The organism is Brevundimonas sp. NIBR10 (genome assembly GCF_027912515.1).
GTDB lineage: Bacteria > Pseudomonadota > Alphaproteobacteria > Caulobacterales > Caulobacteraceae > Brevundimonas.
In genome coordinates, this window is the sequence record NZ_CP115464.1 from 153055 (window position 1) to 171209 (window position 18155).

Here is an 18155-nt window from a genome sequence, read left to right on the forward strand (position 1 = left end):
AACCGCTCATTCATGAATGGACCCCATTTTCGTCATCGTTTCGTGATGAACCCCACCTCCCCCCAGCAGCAGCCGGACAATTCGGGTCGGCTCCTGCCCTGTTCTTCGCCGAGACGGCGACCTCGAAATCGTCTCACGTTCGTTCTTCCACCGGTCGCTGTCAGCCGGTCCAGAGTCAGAGTTCCCCCTCATGTCCCAATCCCTCGCGACCGCTCTTCACGCCGACGATGCGGAGGCCGCGCCGCGCCTCAACCGCCGCCAGGCCGCCAAGGTCCGGACGCGCCAGAAGGTTCTCGACGCCGCTCGCAACCTGTTCGCCGAGCGCGGTTATGAACCCGCCACCATCCGCGACATCGCCAAGGGCGCCGGCATGTCGACCGGTGCCGTCTTCGCCAATTTCCAGGACAAGGCCGAACTGTTCGAAGCCGTCCTGACCGAGGACATGACCCGCCTGGCCGACACGGTGAAGACCGGTGCCGGTGAAGGTTCGGCCCAGGCCCGCCTGAACGCCGCCCTGGCCGCCGGCTATCACGGCTCGCTGGATCAGCTGCCCCTGTTCCAGGCCATCGTCGCCCGTTCCTGGTTCCAGCCCCTGGCCGCCGAAACCCGCGCCCGCGCCGTGACCAGACAGCTGCTGGTCGTGATCACCGACATCCTGCGCGACGGTGTGTCCAAGGGCGAGCTGAGCCAGGACGCCGATGTGCCGCTGCTGACCGAACTGGTCTGGGACGCCTATCTGTCCAACTACCGCCGCGCCGCCTACGACGGCTGGAGCGCCGCCCAGCTGACCGACCACGTCGCCAAACAGGTCGCGGTCATCCTGGCCGGTGCGCTGACCCGGAAGTAGGCCCCGGCCCTGACATCAAAGGGGCTGCCGACCGGCAGCCCCTTTTTCGTGCGCGGCACAGACCGGTCAGCTCTTCCACCTTAGTACCGCCGGTTCGACCGGATTCTGGAACGCCCGTCCCTCGGCGCGGCTTCGGATCCATTCGCGCTTGAGCTGCTGGTACCATTTCGCCTGTCGGTCGGCGTCATCGATCCAGATCAGGGCCGGGTCGTAGCGCAGGCCCTCGTTCTGCAGGTTCACCATCCCGCCGTCCTGTTTCAGGAAGGCCCGCACCCCCATCCGCAGGAAGGGCTTGGCGACGCCGAAGACCCAGTGGTCGGACCAGAAGATCTGGGTGATCCGCGTCTTCGTCTCCGTCACGGGCGTCAGGCAGGTCAGGGCGAGGACCTGTTTCTCCCCCACCTGGATATGCTCCCAGCGATAGCCGGGCAGGCGGAAGGTGATCTCCGTCGCCGGCGCCCCGCCCAGGATGCGATAGGCCCTGCTGTTCGACGACGGTGCGTGGCGCACCATGGCGAAGCCCTCAGGCCGCGGCTCGAAGGCCTTGGCCTTCTCGTGCATCGAATGGGCCGACCGCCACCACCATTGCTGATGGACATAGGGGCCGTGGGCGGGGTCCATCAGGCCGACGACGGCGTGGTCGATATGGCTGTCGAAATCCATCCACTCGACCAGTTTGGCCTCGCCGCCGACGACCCCGGGAAACACAGGCGGCTCATGGTCGGGCGCGGCGTCCGAGCGCGGGTCCGAGCGCATCCAGACGAACACCATCCCCTGGCTCTCGACCACCGGATAGGACCGCACCCGGATCCGCCCCGCCTCATAGGCCTGATCCTCGACCAGGGACGGAATGGCCGCGCAGACGCCGTCCGGCCGGAACCGCCAGCCGTGATAGCAGCACTCGACCGTCTCGCCCTCGCCCGGATGCTCGACCAGCCGCCCGGCCGAGAGGGGCGCGGCCCGGTGGGGACAGATGTCGCGCATCCCATAAACGGCACCGGCCTTCGTCCGGCCCACAAGCACCGGCTCGCCCATCAGCTCATGCCGCTTCAGCGACCCCGGCGTCACATCGCGCGACAGGGCCACGAAATACCAGGCGTCCAGCACGAACCCCTTGCCGAACGCACTCGGCGGGGCCTTGGCCTCGGGGGTGGTGGTCGGGATGGATGCGGAGTCGGCGGGCATGACGACATCCTACCGACCGGATCGCGACGCGTCATCACGCGTGGAGTTTGACAAACCTTGCCATAGAGCGGAGCATCACCCCATGGCCACGATGAACATCTCCCTCCCCGATCAGATGAAGGCCTGGGTCGAGGCCCAGTCGGCCGACGGCCGCTATTCGAACTCCAGCGACTATGTCCGCGACCTGATCCGCCGCGAGCAGATCAGGGCGGAGAAGATCGCCAACATGCAGCGACTGGTTGATGAAGGCCGTGCGAGCGGCGTGTCCGACCAGTCTCCGCGACAGATCATCGACGAGATTCGCGCCGAACTCCGCCAACGCGCCTGAGGTGGCGGTTCTCCGGATGAGTTTGGCAGCCAGGCAAGACTTGTCGACGATCTATCGGCATGGCGTGGAAGCCTTTGGTCAACGACAGGCCGACCGCTACATCGACGGGCTTCTCGAAACCCTCGACCTCATAGCTGATTTTCCCGAGATGGCCCGGGTTCGAGACTCGCTGAACCCTCCTGCCTGCGTCCATGGACATCGTCGTCACGTCATCGTCTATGATTTGCTGGCGGACGAGATCGTATTGATCGTTCGGATTCGTCATGCCCTGGAAGACTGGCAAGGCTTGTCAGGAGACATGGAACAATGACCCACCCCATCCACATCGGCATCGGCGGCTGGACCTTCGAGCCGTGGCGCGGAGTCTTCTATCCCGAGGGCCTGACGCAAAAACGCGAGCTGGAGTTCGCCTCGCGCGCCCTGACCTCGATCGAGATCAACGGCACCTATTATTCGACCTTCAAGCCCGACAGCTGGATGAAGTGGCGAGACGAAACGCCGGATGGGTTCAAATTCTCGGTCAAGGCCAGCCGCTTCTGCACCAACCGCAAGGTCCTGTCCGAGGGCGGTGAGAGCTTCGCCAAATTTCTGGATCAGGGAATGACCCAGCTGGGCGACAAGCTGGGGCCCATCAACTGGCAGTTCATGGGGACCAAGAAATTCGATCCCGTCGATTTCGAGGGCTTTCTCAAACTGCTGCCGCCCGAAAAGGACGGCGTACGGCTGCGGCATGCGCTCGAGGTCCGCAATCCCAGCTTCGACACCGAACAGTTCCGGGACCTGGCCCGCAAATACGGCGCGGCCATCGTCTATGCCGTCGATGACGAGGCGCCGGAATGGCCCCGGATCGATGCAGATACCGCCGACTTCACCTATGCCCGGCTGATGTCGAGCCGGGAAGACGAACCCACCGGCATGACCTCGACAGAACTCGACGCCATCGCGGCCCAGACCCGGGGTTGGGCCGAACGCGGGCCGGTGTTCGCCTACTTCATCTCGGGGGCCAAGGTCCGGAACCCGGCGGCGGCCCAGGCGCTGATCGACCGGCTGAAATAGACCGCCGAACCGGCCGCGCGGGTTGCGGCGGGAAGGTCCAGCCCACATCTGTGCCCGGCTCGACCGTTTCCAAGGACATCGCCATGCCCATCGCCACCCGCGCCTTCGCCGCGACCTCCGCCGAGGCCCCGCTGACGCCGTTCAGCTTCAACCGTCGCGATCCCGGCCCGGACGACGTCGCCATCGACATCAAGTTCGCGGGCATCTGTCACTCGGACCTGCACATGGTCCACAACGACATGGGCGGCTCGACCTATCCGCTGGTGCCGGGCCATGAGATCGCGGGCCTGGTCACCGCCGTCGGGGCCAATGTGACGAAGTTCAAGGTCGGCGACCGGGTCGGCGTCGGCTGCATGGTCGACAGCTGCCGCACCTGCGCCTCCTGCGTCGAGGGCGAGGAACAGTACTGCATCCCCGGCTTCACCGGCACCTACGGCAACCCGGACAAGCACAGCGCCGAATCGGGCCAGCCGATCACCCAGGGCGGCTATTCGGACAAGATTGTCGTCGACCAGGCCTTCGTGCTGAATATCCCCGACTCCATCCCGCTCGATGTCGCCGCCCCCCTGCTCTGCGCCGGCATCACCACCTATTCGCCCCTGCGCCACTGGGGCGTGGGGCCGGGCTCCAAGGTCGCGGTCGTCGGCCTGGGCGGGCTTGGTCACATGGCGGTCAAACAGGCTGTGGCCATGGGTGCCGAGGTCACCGTCATGTCCACCTCGGACCGCAAGAAGGCCGACGCCGAACGGATGGGCGCCAAGCATTTCCTGATCAACTCCGACAAGGCGGCGATGAAGGCGGCGGCCGAGAGCTTCGACCTGATCATCAACACCGTCTCGGCGACGCATGAAATCGCCAGCCACCTGCAACTGCTGGCGCGAGACGGAACGATGGTCATGCTGGGCCTGACGACCGAGGGTCTGCCCGTGTTCGCCGTGCCTCTGCTGTGGCGCCGTCGCAGCGTCGCCGGCTCCCTGATCGGCGGTATCCGCGAGACCCAGGAGATGCTCGACTTCTGTGCCGAACACGGCATCGCCTCGGACATCGAGGTCATCGCGCCCGACCAGATCAACGAGGCCTACGCGCGGCTGGAGAAATCCGACGTCCGCTATCGCTTCGTCATCGACATCGAAAAGCTCGACCTGGCCGCCTGATCGAGAGGACCGCCGGGGCTTTTGCCCCGGCGTCTATTCGGCGTCCGGCTGCACGTCCGGTCTGGCGGCGGCGAAGGCCGGCAGGGCGGAGCAGGCGGCGTCGATCGCCTCCAGCCGCGGCCAGCGCAACTCGACCCCGAACCGTCGCGCATTGCCCATCTGGGGGATCAGACAGACATCGGCCAGGGTGGGACTGTCCCCGAACGCGAACGGCCCTGGCCGGTCCACGACCAGCCGTTCCAGCGCATCGAAACCGTTGGAAATGACCGTCCGTGCCCAGTCCTGGGTCTGATCCGGCGTCTGGCCCAGCCCCGCCAGCGCCTTCAGCACCCGCAGGTTCTGAAGCGGATGGATGTCGCAGGCGATGGCCTGGGCAAAGCCACGAATCTGGGCCCGCGCGGCCGGATCGGAGGGCAACAGAGGCGGGTCGGGCTGGACTTCGTTCAGGTACTCGCAGATCGCCAGTGACTGGGTCAGCACCGTGCCGTCGTCCAGCACCAGACTGGGCAACAACCCCTGCGGATTGACCGCCAGATACTCCTGCGACAGCTGTTCGCCCTTGCGCAGATGCTGGTAGCGGCTGTCGGTCGTCAGCCCTTTCAAGCCCAGCACGATCCTGACGCGCCACGCCGCCGAGGACCGGAAATAGCCATGCAGGATCATGATCAGTTCGCCTCCGTGCCGATGGTGACGGTCAGTTCGCCCAGACCGTCTATCGCGCCCACCAGAACGTCACCCATCAGCACAGGCCCGACACCGGCCGGCGTGCCGGTGTAGATCAGGTCGCCGGGCTCCAGCCGATAGTAGCGCGAAATGTGGGCGACGACCTCGGGGACCGACCAGATCATGTCCGCCAGATCACCCTTCTGCTTCAACTGGCCGTTGATGCTCAGGGTGATGGCCCCCTTCGAGGCATCGAACCCGGCGGCGGGCTGGATCGGACCTAGCGGTTTCGACTGTTCGACATTCTTGCCGGTGTCCCAGGGCCGGCCCGCGTCCTTGGCGACGGTCTGGAGATCCCGGCGCGTCATGTCGAGACCGATGGCGTAGCCGTAGACGAGGCCCAGTGCCTCATCCTCGGACACGTCACGTCCCGACTTGCCGATGGCGATGACCAGCTCGATCTCGTGCTGATAGTCCGCCGTCGCTTGCGGATAGGCGATGACACTGCCGTCGGGCACGACCGTCTCGGCCCAGCCGGTGAAGAAGAAGGGTGGCTCGCGGTCCGGGTCCTTGCCCATCTCGCGCGCGTGGGCTGCATAGTTCCGGCCGATGCAGAACAGCCGCCGGACGGGAAAGCTGCCGCCCGTCGTGGTGGGAGCCATCACGCCGGGTGCCGGCTCGAAGGTCAAGGTCACGCGCTGTCTTCCTTATAGAGGTTCGGTTTTTCCAAGGCCCTTCGACCGGAATAGCGGAACCGGGCCGGACTGTCTCGCAGCGACACTTAAGTCCCCCACTGGCGTTTTGGTCCGCACCCCTGTAAGAGGCGCGCGCCTCCCCGCATGACGCACATTCCCCTAGCGGCCCCCGCACCCATTCCTGACTTGGGCGGCCGCCTTTTCGCATTGAACGACCGATATGAACCTTCGCAACGTCGCCATCATCGCCCACGTCGACCATGGCAAGACCACCCTGGTGGACCAGCTGCTCGCCCAGTCCGGCGTCTTCCGAGCCAATGAGGCCCAGACCGAACGGGCCATGGACTCCAACGATCAGGAGAAGGAACGCGGCATCACCATCCTGGCCAAATGCACCTCCGTGCTCTGGAACGGCGAGGCGGGCGAGACCCGGATCAACATCATCGACACCCCAGGCCACGCCGACTTCGGCGGTGAGGTCGAGCGGATCCTGGGCATGGTGGACGGCTGCGTCATCCTGGTCGACGCCGAAGAGGGCGTCATGCCCCAGACCAAATTCGTGCTGACCAAGGCCCTTAAGATGGGCCTGCGCCCCATCCTGTGCATCAACAAGGTCGACCGCGCCCACGCCGATCCGGACCGCGTCCACAACGAGGCCTTCGACCTGTTCGCCGCCATCGGCGCGACGGACGAGCAGCTGGACTTCCCCCACATCTACGCCTCGGGCCGCGCCGGCTGGGCCACGATGGACCTGAACAAGCCCAACGACACCCTGGCCCCCCTGTTCGACCTGATCGTCAGCCACGTGCCGCCGCCCAAGGTGCAGGCGAACAAGGACAAGCCGTTCCAGATCCTGAACGTGCTGATCGAGAGCGACCCCTTCCTGGGCCGCCTGCTGACCGGCCGTATCGAGAGCGGCAAGGCCGTCCCCGGCATGGCGATCCACGCCCTGGACCGCGACGGCAAGGAAATCGAGCGCGGCCGGATCACCAAGGTCCTGGCCTTCCGTGGCCTGAAGCGTCAGGCCCTGGACGAGGGTTCGGAAGCGGGCGACATCGTCGCCATCGCCGGCATGTCCAAGGCGACCGTGGCCGACACCCTGTGCGCCATGGAAGTGACCGACGCGCTTCCCGCCCAGCCGATCGATCCGCCGACCATCTCCATGACCGTCTCGGTCAACGACAGCCCCCTGGCCGGTCGCGAAGGCGACAAGGTCCAGTCGCGCGTCATCCGTGACCGTTTGCTGAAAGAAGCCGAGGCCAACGTCGCCATCCGTGTGACCACGACCGAAGGCGGCGACGCCTATGAGGTCGCGGGCCGTGGCGAACTGCAGCTCGGCGTGCTGATCGAGAACATGCGCCGCGAAGGCTTCGAGGTCTCGATCTCGCGTCCGCGCGTGGTCTATCAGGAAGGCGAGAACGGCGAGAAGCTGGAGCCGATCGAGGACGTCATGATCGACGTCGACGACGAATACACCGGCGTGGTCATCGAGAAGCTGTCGGCCCGCAAGGCCGAACTCAAGGACATGGGCCCCTCCGGCGCCGGCAAGACCCGCATCAGCCTGCTGTGCCCGTCGCGCTCGCTGATCGGCTATCAGGGCGAGTTCCTGACCGACACGCGCGGTTCGGGCGTCCTGAACAGGGTGTTCAGCCACTACGAGCCGTTCAAGGGGGCCATCGAAGGCCGCCTGAAGGGCGTGCTGATCTCCAACTCGGACGGCGACACCGCCGCCTTCGCGCTGTGGAACCTGGAAGACCGCGGCACGATGTTCGTCGGCGCCGGCGAAAAGACCTACGAAGGCATGATCATCGGCGAGAACGCGCGCTGGGACGACCTCGACGTCAACCCGATCAAGGGCAAGCAACTGACCAACGTCCGCGCCTCGGGCAAGGACGAGGCTGTGCGCCTGACCCCGCCGCGCATCATGTCACTGGAACAGGCCATCGCCTATATCGGCGAGGACGAACTGGTCGAGGTAACGCCCAAGTCGATCCGCCTGCGCAAACAGATCCTGAACCCGTCGTTCCGCAAGAAGCGCGCGCGTCCCGAGTAAGCCTTACGGCTTGCGGGCTACCGCTCGCCGATCGGCGGCTCGCTGCTTGAGCCCGACCCTGCCCTGAATGAGAAAAGGCCGCTCCTCACGGAGCGGCCTTTTTTGTTGCTTCGCCGTTGCGCTCAAGCAGCGAGGCTCCGCGAGCCGAGCGTTAGCGCGGCGCGAAGCGCCCCCAAAAAGTCACCTTGGCGTTTCGGTGATCCCCAGCACGGCCTGGGCCCCCGAACCGCCCAGCACGCCGATCCAGATGTCGTACTTTCCGCTGCGGGGGCGGCGATAGACCACTTGGGGGTCGCCGTCGCCGAAGCTGTCGTCGTCGCACGACCAGCGACCGTCCGGGCCATTGACGATCAGGGTCGTGTCCGAGTTTGACACCGCGCGGAACACCAGCGGCAGCCGCCCCGCCGTATAGGTCACGCTATAGTCCGGCGCGTCGGAGATGTTGCCCACACAGGCCCCCGGCAGGTCGGTGTCGGTATAGGCGTCGATCGAGCCCCCGGCATAGACGCTGACCGTATAGGGATCGGGCGTGAACCCGGCCCGCAGGCGCACGCTGCCGAAGTTCGGGCGCAGGCCCGAGTTCTGGGCCGAGGCCGTATCGGCGATGGTCGTCACAGCCCCGGCGACGAGAACGGCGCCGATGGCGGCGGCCAGCTTCAAGGATTTCATGGTCGTGTCCCCCACTCCATGGCGCGACATCGCACCGTGGTATGCGAAAATCATGCGGCCGCCGCCCCCGACCCGTCAAGCCGCCGCCCCCGTGGCGTCAGGATGCGTCAGTCCACGACCGGCAACTGCATCGGGAAGCAGCCGCACCCGACGCCCCCACCGTCATACCGTCAGATCGGCAACCCGGATCGCCTGTTCCAGACGCACGACACCGTTGACGTCGCGAACCTCGGCCAGAATGGTCGGGCTGTCGCCATTCCAGCCGATGGTCAGCAGGCCGAAATTCTGGTCGCGGAACACCCCTCCGACACGCAGCGCGTTGGGCGGCGTCACCGGCCAGACCTCGGTCAGGCCCGATGAGGTAATATCCCACAGTGGATAGGGGACGTTGACGTCCAGTTTCGAAATCTCGCCGTAATGGGTGTCGCCGGACAGACAGATCAGTCCGTTGGCACGTGTGTCGCGGATCGCCCCGATCAGCCGCTGGTGATCGTGGGCAAAGTTGATCCACCCTTCCCAGCCAGCAAAGTCCGCCACGACCTGAAGGCTCGAGCCGAAAATCCGGATGTCGGCCGGAACCGAGAGCTGCTCCTCCAGCCAGCGCCACTGGGTTTCGCCCAACTGTGTCGCGGCCAGATCAGGATTACGATCATAAGGGCCCGGGGTCGTCTCGCCGACGGCCGCACGCGCCCTGACCCAGGTCTCATAGTCCTGACCGCCCAGCTCCAGGGACTTGAGCGGCGTCCGGTTCCAGCGCAGGCCGGGCAGGATCACCTGGACCCGCCGCCCCTCGGGACCAAAGACATGGGCCGTGTAGATGCCGTCGCGGGTCCGTCGGGGGCTGTCGGCGGCCTCGCCGAAGAAATCCAGGAACTGGCGTCGGCTTTCCTCCTTCATCGGATAGTCGGCTCCGGCATCGTTCTCGCCGAAGTCGTGATCGTCCCAGATCGCGAGGATCGGCGTCGTCGCCTTCAGCTTCTGATAGCCCGGCTGGGCCGCCAGTTCGGCATAGCGTTGGCGCATCACCTCGGGGTCACGCGTATCCAGATAGACGTTGTCGCCCAGGAAGATGAACAGGTCCGGCTCGGTCGCCAGCACGGCATCCCAGATCGGCTGGGGCTTCTGGCTCTTGGCGCAGGAGCCGAAGGCGATCCGGGTCAGTGTCCGCGCCGACTCGGCATGGGAGTCAGCCTTTGCGGTTGCTGCACCGGCCGCCAGCCCGACACCGACCGTCCCGCTCATCAAGCCGCGTCTCGAAATCTGGGCCATCATCGTATCCTGATTCAAAACCGAAAGAGGGGCGCGTCCCCGAGAGACGCGCCCCACCGTATCGAAGCCGTCGTCGCGCTCTAGAAGTGGCGACGCAGCGTCACGAACGCCTGGCGCGGAGCGCCCGGCAGGAAGGTCTGACCGCCTGCCCCGTTCGAGAACCCGCCCGAACCGACCGTCGAGATATGATCCTCGTCCAGCAGGTTGGTGACGTTGAACTGGATCTCCGTCCCGTCCAGCAGGCTGCCCGTATCGACGACCCGATAGCCTGCGGTCAGTTCCACCAGCGTATAGCCGTCCACGCTCTCGTCGTTGAGATAGCTCGAGAACCGCTCGCCTGTGTAGGCCGCCGCCAGGGTGCCGAACAGCGAACCGTCGTCATAGGCCAGTTCGGCGCGGAACAGGGTCTCGGGTGTGTTGACCACGGTCTTGCCCGCCGTCGCCGCCACCAGGGCCCCCACGCCGTTGCGGACATCGTCCTCATAGGTCGAGTCGTTGTAGCTGAACGAGCCGAAGGCCGACCAGTCTTCGTTGAAGCTCCAGACCGCCGCCGCTTCGAAGCCGCGCGACTGGACCGAGCCCACGTTCTGGATGCCGTTGCCCAGACCCTGGATCGGAGCACCCAGGGCGACGCTCAGCAGGCGATCCTCGAACTCGACGTTATAGACCGCGAGCGATCCCTGAAGCTGGTCGAAGCGGAAGCGCCAGCCGGCCTCGATGGTCCTGGAGCTTTCCGGCTGAAGGGTCGTGCGCAGTGCCGCAAAGCCCGCCGCCGACGCCGAGAAGGGCCCGCCCGTGTTGGACGATTCGAACGCCCGGATGTTCTCCGAGTACGACACGAACAGCTGCTGGTCTTCACTCACGTCATAGGTCGCGCCGACCTGGGGCAGGAAGTTGTCCTCGGCCTTGATCGAGCCGGTCTTGTTGGGGCCGACCAGGGTGCGGGCCGTGTTCTCGACCGACAGCGACTTGAAGCCGCCGAACACCGTCAGGGCGTCGGTGACCGCCCAGGTGTCCTGGACGTAGAACAGACGGGTTTCGGTCTCGAACTCGTACTGCCACTGGGTGAAGAAGGGGTTTTCCAGGAACTCCAGCGAGTCGCGCGTATTGGCGGCGCGGCCCAGGCCGTAGAAGCGACGGGCATGGTTGAAGTCGTTCTGCTCCAGCCAGAACCCGGCCTCGATCGCGTGGGTGCCGAGGTCCAGATTGGCCGAACCGAACGCACCCTTGCGGTCCATGTCGTATTCGGTGGTGCGCACCGAGATCGGGCTGGGGATCGCGATCGCCGCGCCGTTCTGATCGGGGGCACCGACCGGCGTGCCGACATAGGGGGTCCACCACAGACCCTGACCCTTGTTGGTGTGGCCATAGCCGGTCAGCGAAACGGAGAAGGCCTCCGTGAACGGATAGGCAATCGTCAGGGCACCGATCGTGTCGTCGCGCAGGCCCGCGGCGTCGAAATAGGCATCGTCGACGGTCTGGATCGGGGTCGGATAGACGGTTCCGGCACCGGGGTTGGTCACGGCCGCGCCGGTGTCGCCGCGGTTGTTGGCGATGTCGGCGATACGGACGGCCAGGACATAGTCGCCCGAAATGTTGTCGAAGTCGCGGCCCAGGCGCGCGATCTGGGCCAGGGACATGTCCTGATAGTCGTTCTCGCGCCGTTCGGAATGGTTGATGAAGCCGGTGATCTCGCCTGCGCCGATCGGCTGGACCAGGTTGAAGTTGATCTGCTTCTGGTTCTGCTCGCCCACGCCCTTCCACTTGTCCATCGAGTGATCGACATAGGACAGCGACAGGGCCGTATCGGCCGGACCGAACGCGCCCGAGTCCAGGCGGATGAAGCCGCGCAGGGTCTCTTCGCTGCCATAGGTGCCGGCCACGTCCAGACCAAACTCGCTGGCCGGGCGGCGGGTGTTGAACTGGACCGTGCCCCCCAGGTTGCTGGTCGAGGCGGTGCCCAGCGCGCCCGAGCCCTGGGCCACGTCCACGCGGCCGACGTTCTCGGAGATGATGGCGCGCGAGATGTGCAGGCCGTTGTGGTTGCCGTAGCTCATGTCGCCCAGCGGCACGCCGTCCAGGGTGAAGCCGAGCTGGTTCTGGTTGAAGCTGCGCAGCACGATGCGTGCCGACCATTCATAGTTGCCGAAGGCGTCGGCCGACTGGAAGCTGACGCCGGGCAGGCGTTCGATCGCCTTCAGCGGGCTGGTGCCGGGGGCTTCGACGGCGATGGCGGCGGCGGTGATCGAAGCCTGCTGGCGGGTCTGGCCACGGCCGAAGACGACGATCTCTTCCAGCTGTGAATCCGCTCCGGGCTCGGACACGATCGACTGTGCGACGGCCGGACAGGCGGCGAGGATCGCACTGGTCAGTACGAGTGCGAGCTTGGAAACGCCCGTCAGAAGACGATGATTGGTCATGTTTGCCCCGAAATTCGTTCTGCGTCATGAAACGCAGCGGCGGCTTAGGGAGGGTCCGAGACGCCCCCGCAACGGCAAGGCTTCAGTTCCATGACGGGACGGCATCTGCGGGTGTTTGACACGCAGCGTGGCGTAACGGCTACGCTTGATCCGGGTACGGTGTTTGAGAAATCACGGTGCCGAAACGGCCGCCGATGGCTCCTGGCCCATGCCGTAAGGATAGGGCCTCTCAGGATCCTAAGCCGCTTCGGAACTCGCCCGGACGTCATCGGAACCACCGCGCCGGAAGACGCTGAAGGCCAGAGACATTCACTCGGGTAGCCGTCGCGTGTCGTAGCGCCGCCGGTGAGTCGAAGTTATTGCTATTTGACGCCTGGTGGAGCCGAGGGGAGTCGAACCCCTGACCTCGTCATTGCGAACGACGCGCTCTACCAACTGAGCTACGGCCCCTCTCAGAGGGTACAGGCGAGCGCGGGACATAGGCGGGGGGACCGGGGGGTGTCAACGGCCAACCGGCCCCGGCGAATCTGCGGCGACTGGGCGTTTGGCGGAACGGCACAGGTCGGCTAGAAGCGGCGCTCAGGGACGCCTCCTCGTCTCCTCGCATTTCTTTCGGAGTCTTCGCATGGGCGGTGCCATCGTCTGGCTGGTCAACGCGGTCATCAGCCTGATGGTCTGGGCCATCATCGGAACCGCCATCCTGAGCTGGCTGTTCGCCTTCGACGTCATCAACCACCGCAACCGGTTCGTGAACCAGCTGTCCCAGTTTCTGGACGCCGTCACCCGCCCGCTGCTGGAGCCCTTCCGCCGGATCATCCCCAATCTGGGCGGCATCGACATCTCGCCGATCGTCGTGCTGCTGCTGCTGGAGTTCGCGCGCCGGCTGTTCAACGGCATGGCCGCGCCCTCGCTGATCACCCTGCTGGGCTGAGACAGGGTGTGGCCTTCGGGCCGCGCGGGATGGTGCAAGGATGCTGCGCCGCACGATTCCAGCCTTGCGCCGTTCGCCGACCCTCTTAAGGTGCCGGCCTCTGGCGAAAACGCCGCTGCCGACCCTGACTTGATGACCTGCGCCGCATGACCACGATCGCAACAGTCGCCATCATCGGCGCCGGACAGATGGGCGTCGGCATCGCCCATGCGGTCGCGCTGGGCGGATATTCGGTCAGCCTGTACGACATCGACCCCGCCCGCCTGCCGCTGGCCTTGGGCGAGATCGCGACCAATCTGGCGCATCAGGTCGGCAAGGGCCGCACGACGCAGGATCAGGCCGACGCCGCCCTGGCCCGCATCACCACCGTCGAAACCCTGGCCGAGGCCGGCAAGGCCGATTTGGTCATCGAGGTCGCGGTCGAGGACGAGGCGGTCAAGAAGGCCCTGTACGCCCAACTGGTGCCCCACTTGGGCCCCGACACCCTGGTGGCGTCCAACACCTCGTCGATCTCCATCACCCGGCTGGCCTCGGCCACCGATCGGCCCGAGCGGTTCATCGGCCTGCATTTCATGAAACCGGCCCCCGTCATGGGTCTGGTCGAGATCGTGCGCGGCATCGCCACCTCGGCCGCCACCTATGAAGCCGCCGTCGCCTTCGCCGAGAGCCTCGGAAAGACCACCACCAATGCCGAGGACTTCCCCGCCTTCATCGTCAACCGCATCCTGGTGCCGATGATGAACGAGGCGATCTTCACCCTGTACGAAGGCGTCGGCGACGTGGCCTCGATCGACAAGGCGCTGAAGCTGGGGGCCAACCATCCGATGGGGCCGCTGGAGCTGGCCGACTTCATGGGGCTGGACGTCGTCCTGGCCATCATGAACGTGCTGTACGACGGCCTGGCCGACAGCAAATACCGGCCCTGCCCCCTGCTGGTGAAATATGTCGAGGCCGGCTGGCTGGGCAAGAAGAGCGGCCGCGGCTTCTATGACTATTCCGGTCCCACCCCGGTGCCGACGCGGTAAGGGGCCCGATGAACCTCTCCTTCGACAAGCCCGAGGACATCCCCGGCCAGACACGCGTCGTCTGGCGCCGGACGCCGGGTGCGAAAATCATCGCCGGGATCGCTGCCGCGGCCTGGCCGCCCCTGATCCTGACCCTGCCGCTGTTGCCGCCGTCGAACTGGCTGCCGGGTCGCGAGATGGACTGGCGGCTGATCGTGCTGATCCTTGGAGCCATCGTCGTGCCGGTCAGCCTGTGGCTGCTCGAACGCGAGCGTGAGCGGACCGGTCGCCCCGGATCGCGACTCGGCATCGTGTGGCGCTACATGCTGTACGGCGGCCTGCTGGCGGCGGGGCTGATGGTGCTGTTCGCCCTGATCAGCATGGCCTGGGGCTGGGTCCAGTCGGGCAGCTTCCTGGAGGCGCTGGGCTATACCGAGACCATCCTGCTGATCTACGGCGTCGGCGGCCTGCCGGTCGCGATCCTGCTGGGCGTCAGCTATGCGCTCTGGGCCGGACTTTGCGTCGCCTTCCTGGCCTTCGAGCCCCAGCCCGAGGTCAAGGACCGGCTGGGCCTGCTGAACGAGAACATTACGCCGAATTAAGCTTGCGCCGGCCGGTGGGTGCCGCATCCTGTCCCTTCGCACGAGGGGGCTCGCGATGACCACGACCGACACGGCACCTGCGCCGACTGGGCCTGCGCGCCCGCATCCCGTCACGGGTGGCGACCGGATCTTCAACCTGGACATGCTGCGCGGCCTGGCCGTGCTGGGGATTCTGGCGGTCAACGCCCTGTCCTTCGCCTGGCCGTTCGAGGTCTATGGCGATCCCGAGTCCGCGCCCTTCGCCATGGCCGGGGCCAACAAGATCGGCACCTGGGTCACCGACGTCTTCTTCCACGACAAGTTCCGCAGCCTGTTCTCCATGCTGTTCGGGGTCTCGATCTTCCTGGTCGGGGGCGAGCGGTCGGACAAGGTGCGCGGCAAGCTGCTGCGCAGCCGACTGTTCTGGCTGTTCGTGATCGGCCTGATCCACGGCCTGGGCATCTGGTACGGCGATATCCTGATGCACTACGCCTACACCGGCCTGCTGATGCTGCTGATGCGGTCGATGTCGGCGGGCAAGCTGTTGTGGATCGGCGGCGGGGTCAGCCTGTTCTGGGGCGTGGTCGGGGCCGGGATGGCGATCCTGATGGCGAATCTGCCGCCCGAGGTTCGTGACGGGATGGGTGGGCCCGAGATCAGCCCCGAGAAGATCGCCGCCACCATCGAGGCGGTGCGCACCGGCGGCTGGATCGCCGCCATGACCGAGAACCTCAGGGCCTGGGCCTTCGTCCAGGGCTTCAGCCTGGCCCTGATCCCCGTCACCCTGCCCCTGATGATGCTGGGTCTGGGCCTGTTCAAGAGCGGCTGGCTGGCCGGCAAGGGGGCGATCTGGACCTATCTGCTGGCCATCGCTGCGGGGGCCGCGATCCTGGCGGGGCTCGGCTGGTACCGCTGGCAGACCCTGGGCGTCGAGGACGATCCGACCGGCGGCCTGTCGGCGGCCATGGCCCAGTTCGGCTTCGTCATCACCTTGGGCTATGCGGCCCTGCTGATCCTGCTGACCAAGGGCGGCCTTCGGATCATCACCGGCCGGCTGGCACCGGTCGGGCGGATGGCCTTCACCAACTACCTGACCCAGTCGATCCTGATGGCCAGCCTGTTCTACATGCCCTGGGGCCCGCTGCTCTACGGCCAGTGGGGCCCGGCCATGATCTGGAGCGCCGTCGGCGGCATCTGGATCCTGCAGCTGATCTGGTCGCCGCTCTGGCTGTCGCGGTTCGAGATGGGCCCGCTGGAGTGGATCTGGCGCTGCCTGACCTATGGGCGGATGGTGCCGCTGCTGAAGCGGTAAGGCGGTCGGTGGTTTGTGATTAGTGGCTAGTGGCTAGTGGCTAGTGGCTAGTGGCGAGCAGTTGCGTCGACGGCAGCGCCGCACCGAGCCACAAATCACGAACCACTAACCACCAATCACACAGAGCCTTACTCGCCACTCGCCACTCGTCACTCGCCACTCTAAAAGCGCGGCCATGACCGACGCCCCCACCCCCGCCGCCCCACGCCCCGAAGCCCGCGCCCCCAGAGGGTTCGCAGACCGCCGCGGCACCGACCTGGTCGCCCAGCGCCGGATCGTGGCCCGAGTGTCGGAGGTCTACGAGCGTTGGGGCTTCGAACCACTGGAGACCGGCGCGTTCGAATACGCCGATGCGCTCGGCAAATTCCTGCCCGACGCCGACCGTCCGAATGAGGGCGTCTTCGCGCTTCAGGACGATGACGATCAGTGGATGGCCCTCCGCTACGACCTGACCGCGCCGCTCGCCCGGTTCGCCGCCGAGCAGTGGGAGACCCTGCCCAAGCCGTTCCGCCGCTATGCCTTCGGTCCCGTCTGGCGCAACGAAAAGCCCGGCCCCGGCCGGTTCCGCGAGTTCTGGCAGTGCGACGCCGACACCGTCGGCTCCGACCGCCCCGAGGCTGACGCCGAGATCATCGCCATGGCCTGTGCGGGCCTGAAGGCAGCGGGTCTCGAGGATGGTCAGGCCGTGGTCCGCGTCTCGAACCGCAAACTGTTCGACGGCCTGTTCGACGCGGGCGGCGTCACCGATCCGGTCCAGCGGCTGACGGCCCTGCGCGCCGTGGACAAGTTCGACCGGCTGGGCTGGGAGGGGGTCTCGGCCCTGCTCGGCGAAGGGCGACTGGACGAGAGCGGCGACTATACCAAGGGGGCCCGGCTGCCGGCCTCGGTCGCCTCGACCATTCAGGCTTTTCTGGCCTGCGCCGGCGACCCGACCCTGACGCGGGCCCAGACGCTGGGCGCCGTGGCGGCGACCGGAGGCCTTGGTGAGGCCGGAGAGGCGGCGCTGGCCGAACTGTCCGGCATCGACACCGCCCTGACGTCCATGGGCGTGGCCCAGGATCAGGTCCGCTTCGACCCGACCATCGTGCGGGGTCTGGAATACTATACGGGGGCCGTCTTCGAGGCCGAACTGCTGCTCGACACCACGGATGACAAGGGCCGTCCCGTGCGGTTCGGCTCGATCGGCGGCGGCGGGCGCTATGACGACCTGGTCGCGCGCTTTACCGGCCAGTCGGTCCCGGCGACCGGGTTCTCGTTCGGGGTCTCGCGCCTGGCCTCGGCCCTGCGCGCAGCGGGGCGCACGGATGCGGCGCGGCGCGGGCCCGTGGTGGTCATCGTCTTCTCGCAGGACGACATGGCCCACTACCTCGATGCGGTGGCGGAACTGCGCAACGCCGGCATCGCCGCCGAGCTCTATCTCGGTCGCGCGGGCATGAAGGCCCAGATGAAATATGCCGATCGCAGGAACGCGCCAGCGGCCGTCATGCTGGGCGGCGACGAGATCGCGGCCGGTCAGGTGACCATCAAGGATCTGGATGCCGGACGCATCCTGGCGGCGGGTGTGGCCGACAACGAGGCGTGGAAAGCGGCGCGTCCCGGACAGTCGACAGTGGCCCGCACCGACCTCGTGAGAACCATTCGCACGATTATCGACGAACCTTCGATAAATACCTCGTCTCACGGATGAGTTATCGACGATTACTCACAAAAGCGCCTGATTTCGCTTGGGCCTAGATTGACCCCACACGGCCGTTGGGGTCATTTCCCCTCACACCGGACGGCGAGGCGCGGAAGCGCACAAACGCTGAATGGAGGCGTTTCGGGGAGGAAACGTCCGCTCCACAGAGAGCGTGAAAGCCCGCTGCGATGTATCCCCCGCAGCGGGCTTTTTCGCGCCTGGACGCTTGTTTGGACTCATCGTGAGACGCTGTCGCTCGGCTCGCGGAGCCTCGCTGCTCGAGCGCATTCTCCCTCCCCTTCATGGGGAG

Annotated in this window: 17 protein-coding genes and 1 tRNA gene; 11 read left to right on the forward strand and 7 right to left on the reverse strand. The window is 66.2% G+C overall.

What is annotated here, in order from left to right:
- Positions 1-190: 190 nt before the first annotated feature.
- Positions 191-847: a TetR/AcrR family transcriptional regulator gene (locus O5K39_RS00795; protein WP_271145410.1), complete on the forward strand. Its 657-nt coding sequence runs from the start codon at positions 191-193 to the stop codon at positions 845-847.
- Between the two features lie 66 nt (positions 848-913).
- On the opposite strand, the gene O5K39_RS00800 is transcribed toward O5K39_RS00795, so the two are convergent.
- Positions 914-2032: an aromatic ring-hydroxylating dioxygenase subunit alpha gene (locus O5K39_RS00800; protein ID WP_271145411.1), complete on the reverse strand. Its 1119-nt coding sequence runs from the start codon at positions 2030-2032 to the stop codon at positions 914-916.
- Positions 2033-2114: 82 nt separating this feature from the next.
- Here O5K39_RS00800 and O5K39_RS00805 point away from each other — a divergent pair, with 82 nt between their 5' ends.
- From O5K39_RS00805 to O5K39_RS00820, 4 genes are all read left to right on the forward strand, one after another.
- Complete coding sequence (locus tag O5K39_RS00805; RefSeq protein WP_271145412.1) at positions 2115-2360, forward strand: type II toxin-antitoxin system ParD family antitoxin; 246 nt, start codon at positions 2115-2117, stop codon at positions 2358-2360.
- 16 nt (positions 2361-2376) lie between these two features.
- On the forward strand, positions 2377-2670 hold the full coding sequence (locus O5K39_RS00810; protein ID WP_271145413.1) for a type II toxin-antitoxin system RelE/ParE family toxin: 294 nt from the start codon (positions 2377-2379) through the stop codon (positions 2668-2670).
- On the forward strand, positions 2667-3416 hold the full coding sequence (locus tag O5K39_RS00815) for a DUF72 domain-containing protein (RefSeq protein WP_271145414.1): 750 nt from the start codon (positions 2667-2669) through the stop codon (positions 3414-3416). The genes O5K39_RS00810 and O5K39_RS00815 overlap by 4 nt, the downstream gene beginning before the upstream one ends.
- An 83-nt stretch (positions 3417-3499) precedes the next feature.
- A complete protein-coding gene (locus O5K39_RS00820) occupies positions 3500-4570 on the forward strand; it encodes an NAD(P)-dependent alcohol dehydrogenase (protein WP_271145415.1) in 1071 nt (356 codons plus the stop codon).
- 33 nt (positions 4571-4603) lie between these two features.
- Here O5K39_RS00820 and maiA read toward each other — a convergent pair whose 3' ends face one another.
- Together maiA and O5K39_RS00830 are read right to left on the reverse strand one after the other, a co-directional pair.
- Entirely contained in the window at positions 4604-5233 is a 630-nt protein-coding gene (gene maiA, locus O5K39_RS00825) for a maleylacetoacetate isomerase (RefSeq protein WP_271145416.1), read from the reverse strand.
- Positions 5234-5235: 2 nt separating this feature from the next.
- Entirely contained in the window at positions 5236-5928 is a 693-nt protein-coding gene (locus tag O5K39_RS00830) for a fumarylacetoacetate hydrolase family protein (protein WP_271145417.1), read from the reverse strand.
- 220 nt (positions 5929-6148) lie between these two features.
- Between O5K39_RS00830 and typA the strand changes: the two genes are divergently transcribed.
- On the forward strand, positions 6149-7981 hold the full coding sequence (gene typA, locus O5K39_RS00835) for a translational GTPase TypA (protein WP_271145418.1): 1833 nt from the start codon (positions 6149-6151) through the stop codon (positions 7979-7981).
- 180 nt (positions 7982-8161) lie between these two features.
- On the opposite strand, the gene O5K39_RS00840 is transcribed toward typA, so the two are convergent.
- From O5K39_RS00840 to O5K39_RS00855, 4 genes are all read right to left on the reverse strand, one after another.
- Entirely contained in the window at positions 8162-8650 is a 489-nt protein-coding gene (locus O5K39_RS00840) for a peptidase S1 (protein WP_271145419.1), read from the reverse strand.
- Between the two features lie 162 nt (positions 8651-8812).
- Positions 8813-9919: an alkaline phosphatase D family protein gene (locus O5K39_RS00845; protein ID WP_271145420.1), complete on the reverse strand. Its 1107-nt coding sequence runs from the start codon at positions 9917-9919 to the stop codon at positions 8813-8815.
- Positions 9920-9999: 80 nt separating this feature from the next.
- On the reverse strand, positions 10000-12339 hold the full coding sequence (locus O5K39_RS00850) for a TonB-dependent receptor (protein WP_271145421.1): 2340 nt from the start codon (positions 12337-12339) through the stop codon (positions 10000-10002).
- Between the two features lie 374 nt (positions 12340-12713).
- Positions 12714-12789, reverse strand: a tRNA-Ala gene (locus O5K39_RS00855).
- Between the two features lie 175 nt (positions 12790-12964).
- Between O5K39_RS00855 and O5K39_RS00860 the strand changes: the two genes are divergently transcribed.
- The 5 genes from O5K39_RS00860 to hisS all read left to right on the forward strand — a co-directional run bounded on the left by O5K39_RS00860 (position 12965) and on the right by hisS (position 17854).
- On the forward strand, positions 12965-13270 hold the full coding sequence (locus O5K39_RS00860) for a YggT family protein (protein WP_271145422.1): 306 nt from the start codon (positions 12965-12967) through the stop codon (positions 13268-13270).
- Positions 13271-13416: 146 nt separating this feature from the next.
- Positions 13417-14295 carry a 3-hydroxybutyryl-CoA dehydrogenase gene (locus O5K39_RS00865; RefSeq protein ID WP_271145423.1) on the forward strand — a complete coding sequence of 293 codons (879 nt, stop codon included), beginning with the start codon at positions 13417-13419 and terminating at the stop codon, positions 14293-14295.
- Between the two features lie 8 nt (positions 14296-14303).
- Positions 14304-14876 (forward strand): phthalate transporter, encoded by a 573-nt coding sequence (locus O5K39_RS00870; RefSeq protein ID WP_271145424.1) that lies wholly within the window; start codon positions 14304-14306, stop codon positions 14874-14876.
- A 55-nt stretch (positions 14877-14931) separates the two neighbouring features.
- Positions 14932-16167, forward strand: a complete 1236-nt coding sequence (locus O5K39_RS00875; protein ID WP_271145425.1) for a DUF418 domain-containing protein — start codon at positions 14932-14934, stop codon at positions 16165-16167.
- A gap of 175 nt (positions 16168-16342) precedes the next feature.
- Positions 16343-17854 carry a histidine--tRNA ligase gene (gene hisS / locus O5K39_RS00880; protein WP_271145426.1) on the forward strand — a complete coding sequence of 504 codons (1512 nt, stop codon included), beginning with the start codon at positions 16343-16345 and terminating at the stop codon, positions 17852-17854.
- Positions 17855-18155: the final 301 nt, after the last annotated feature.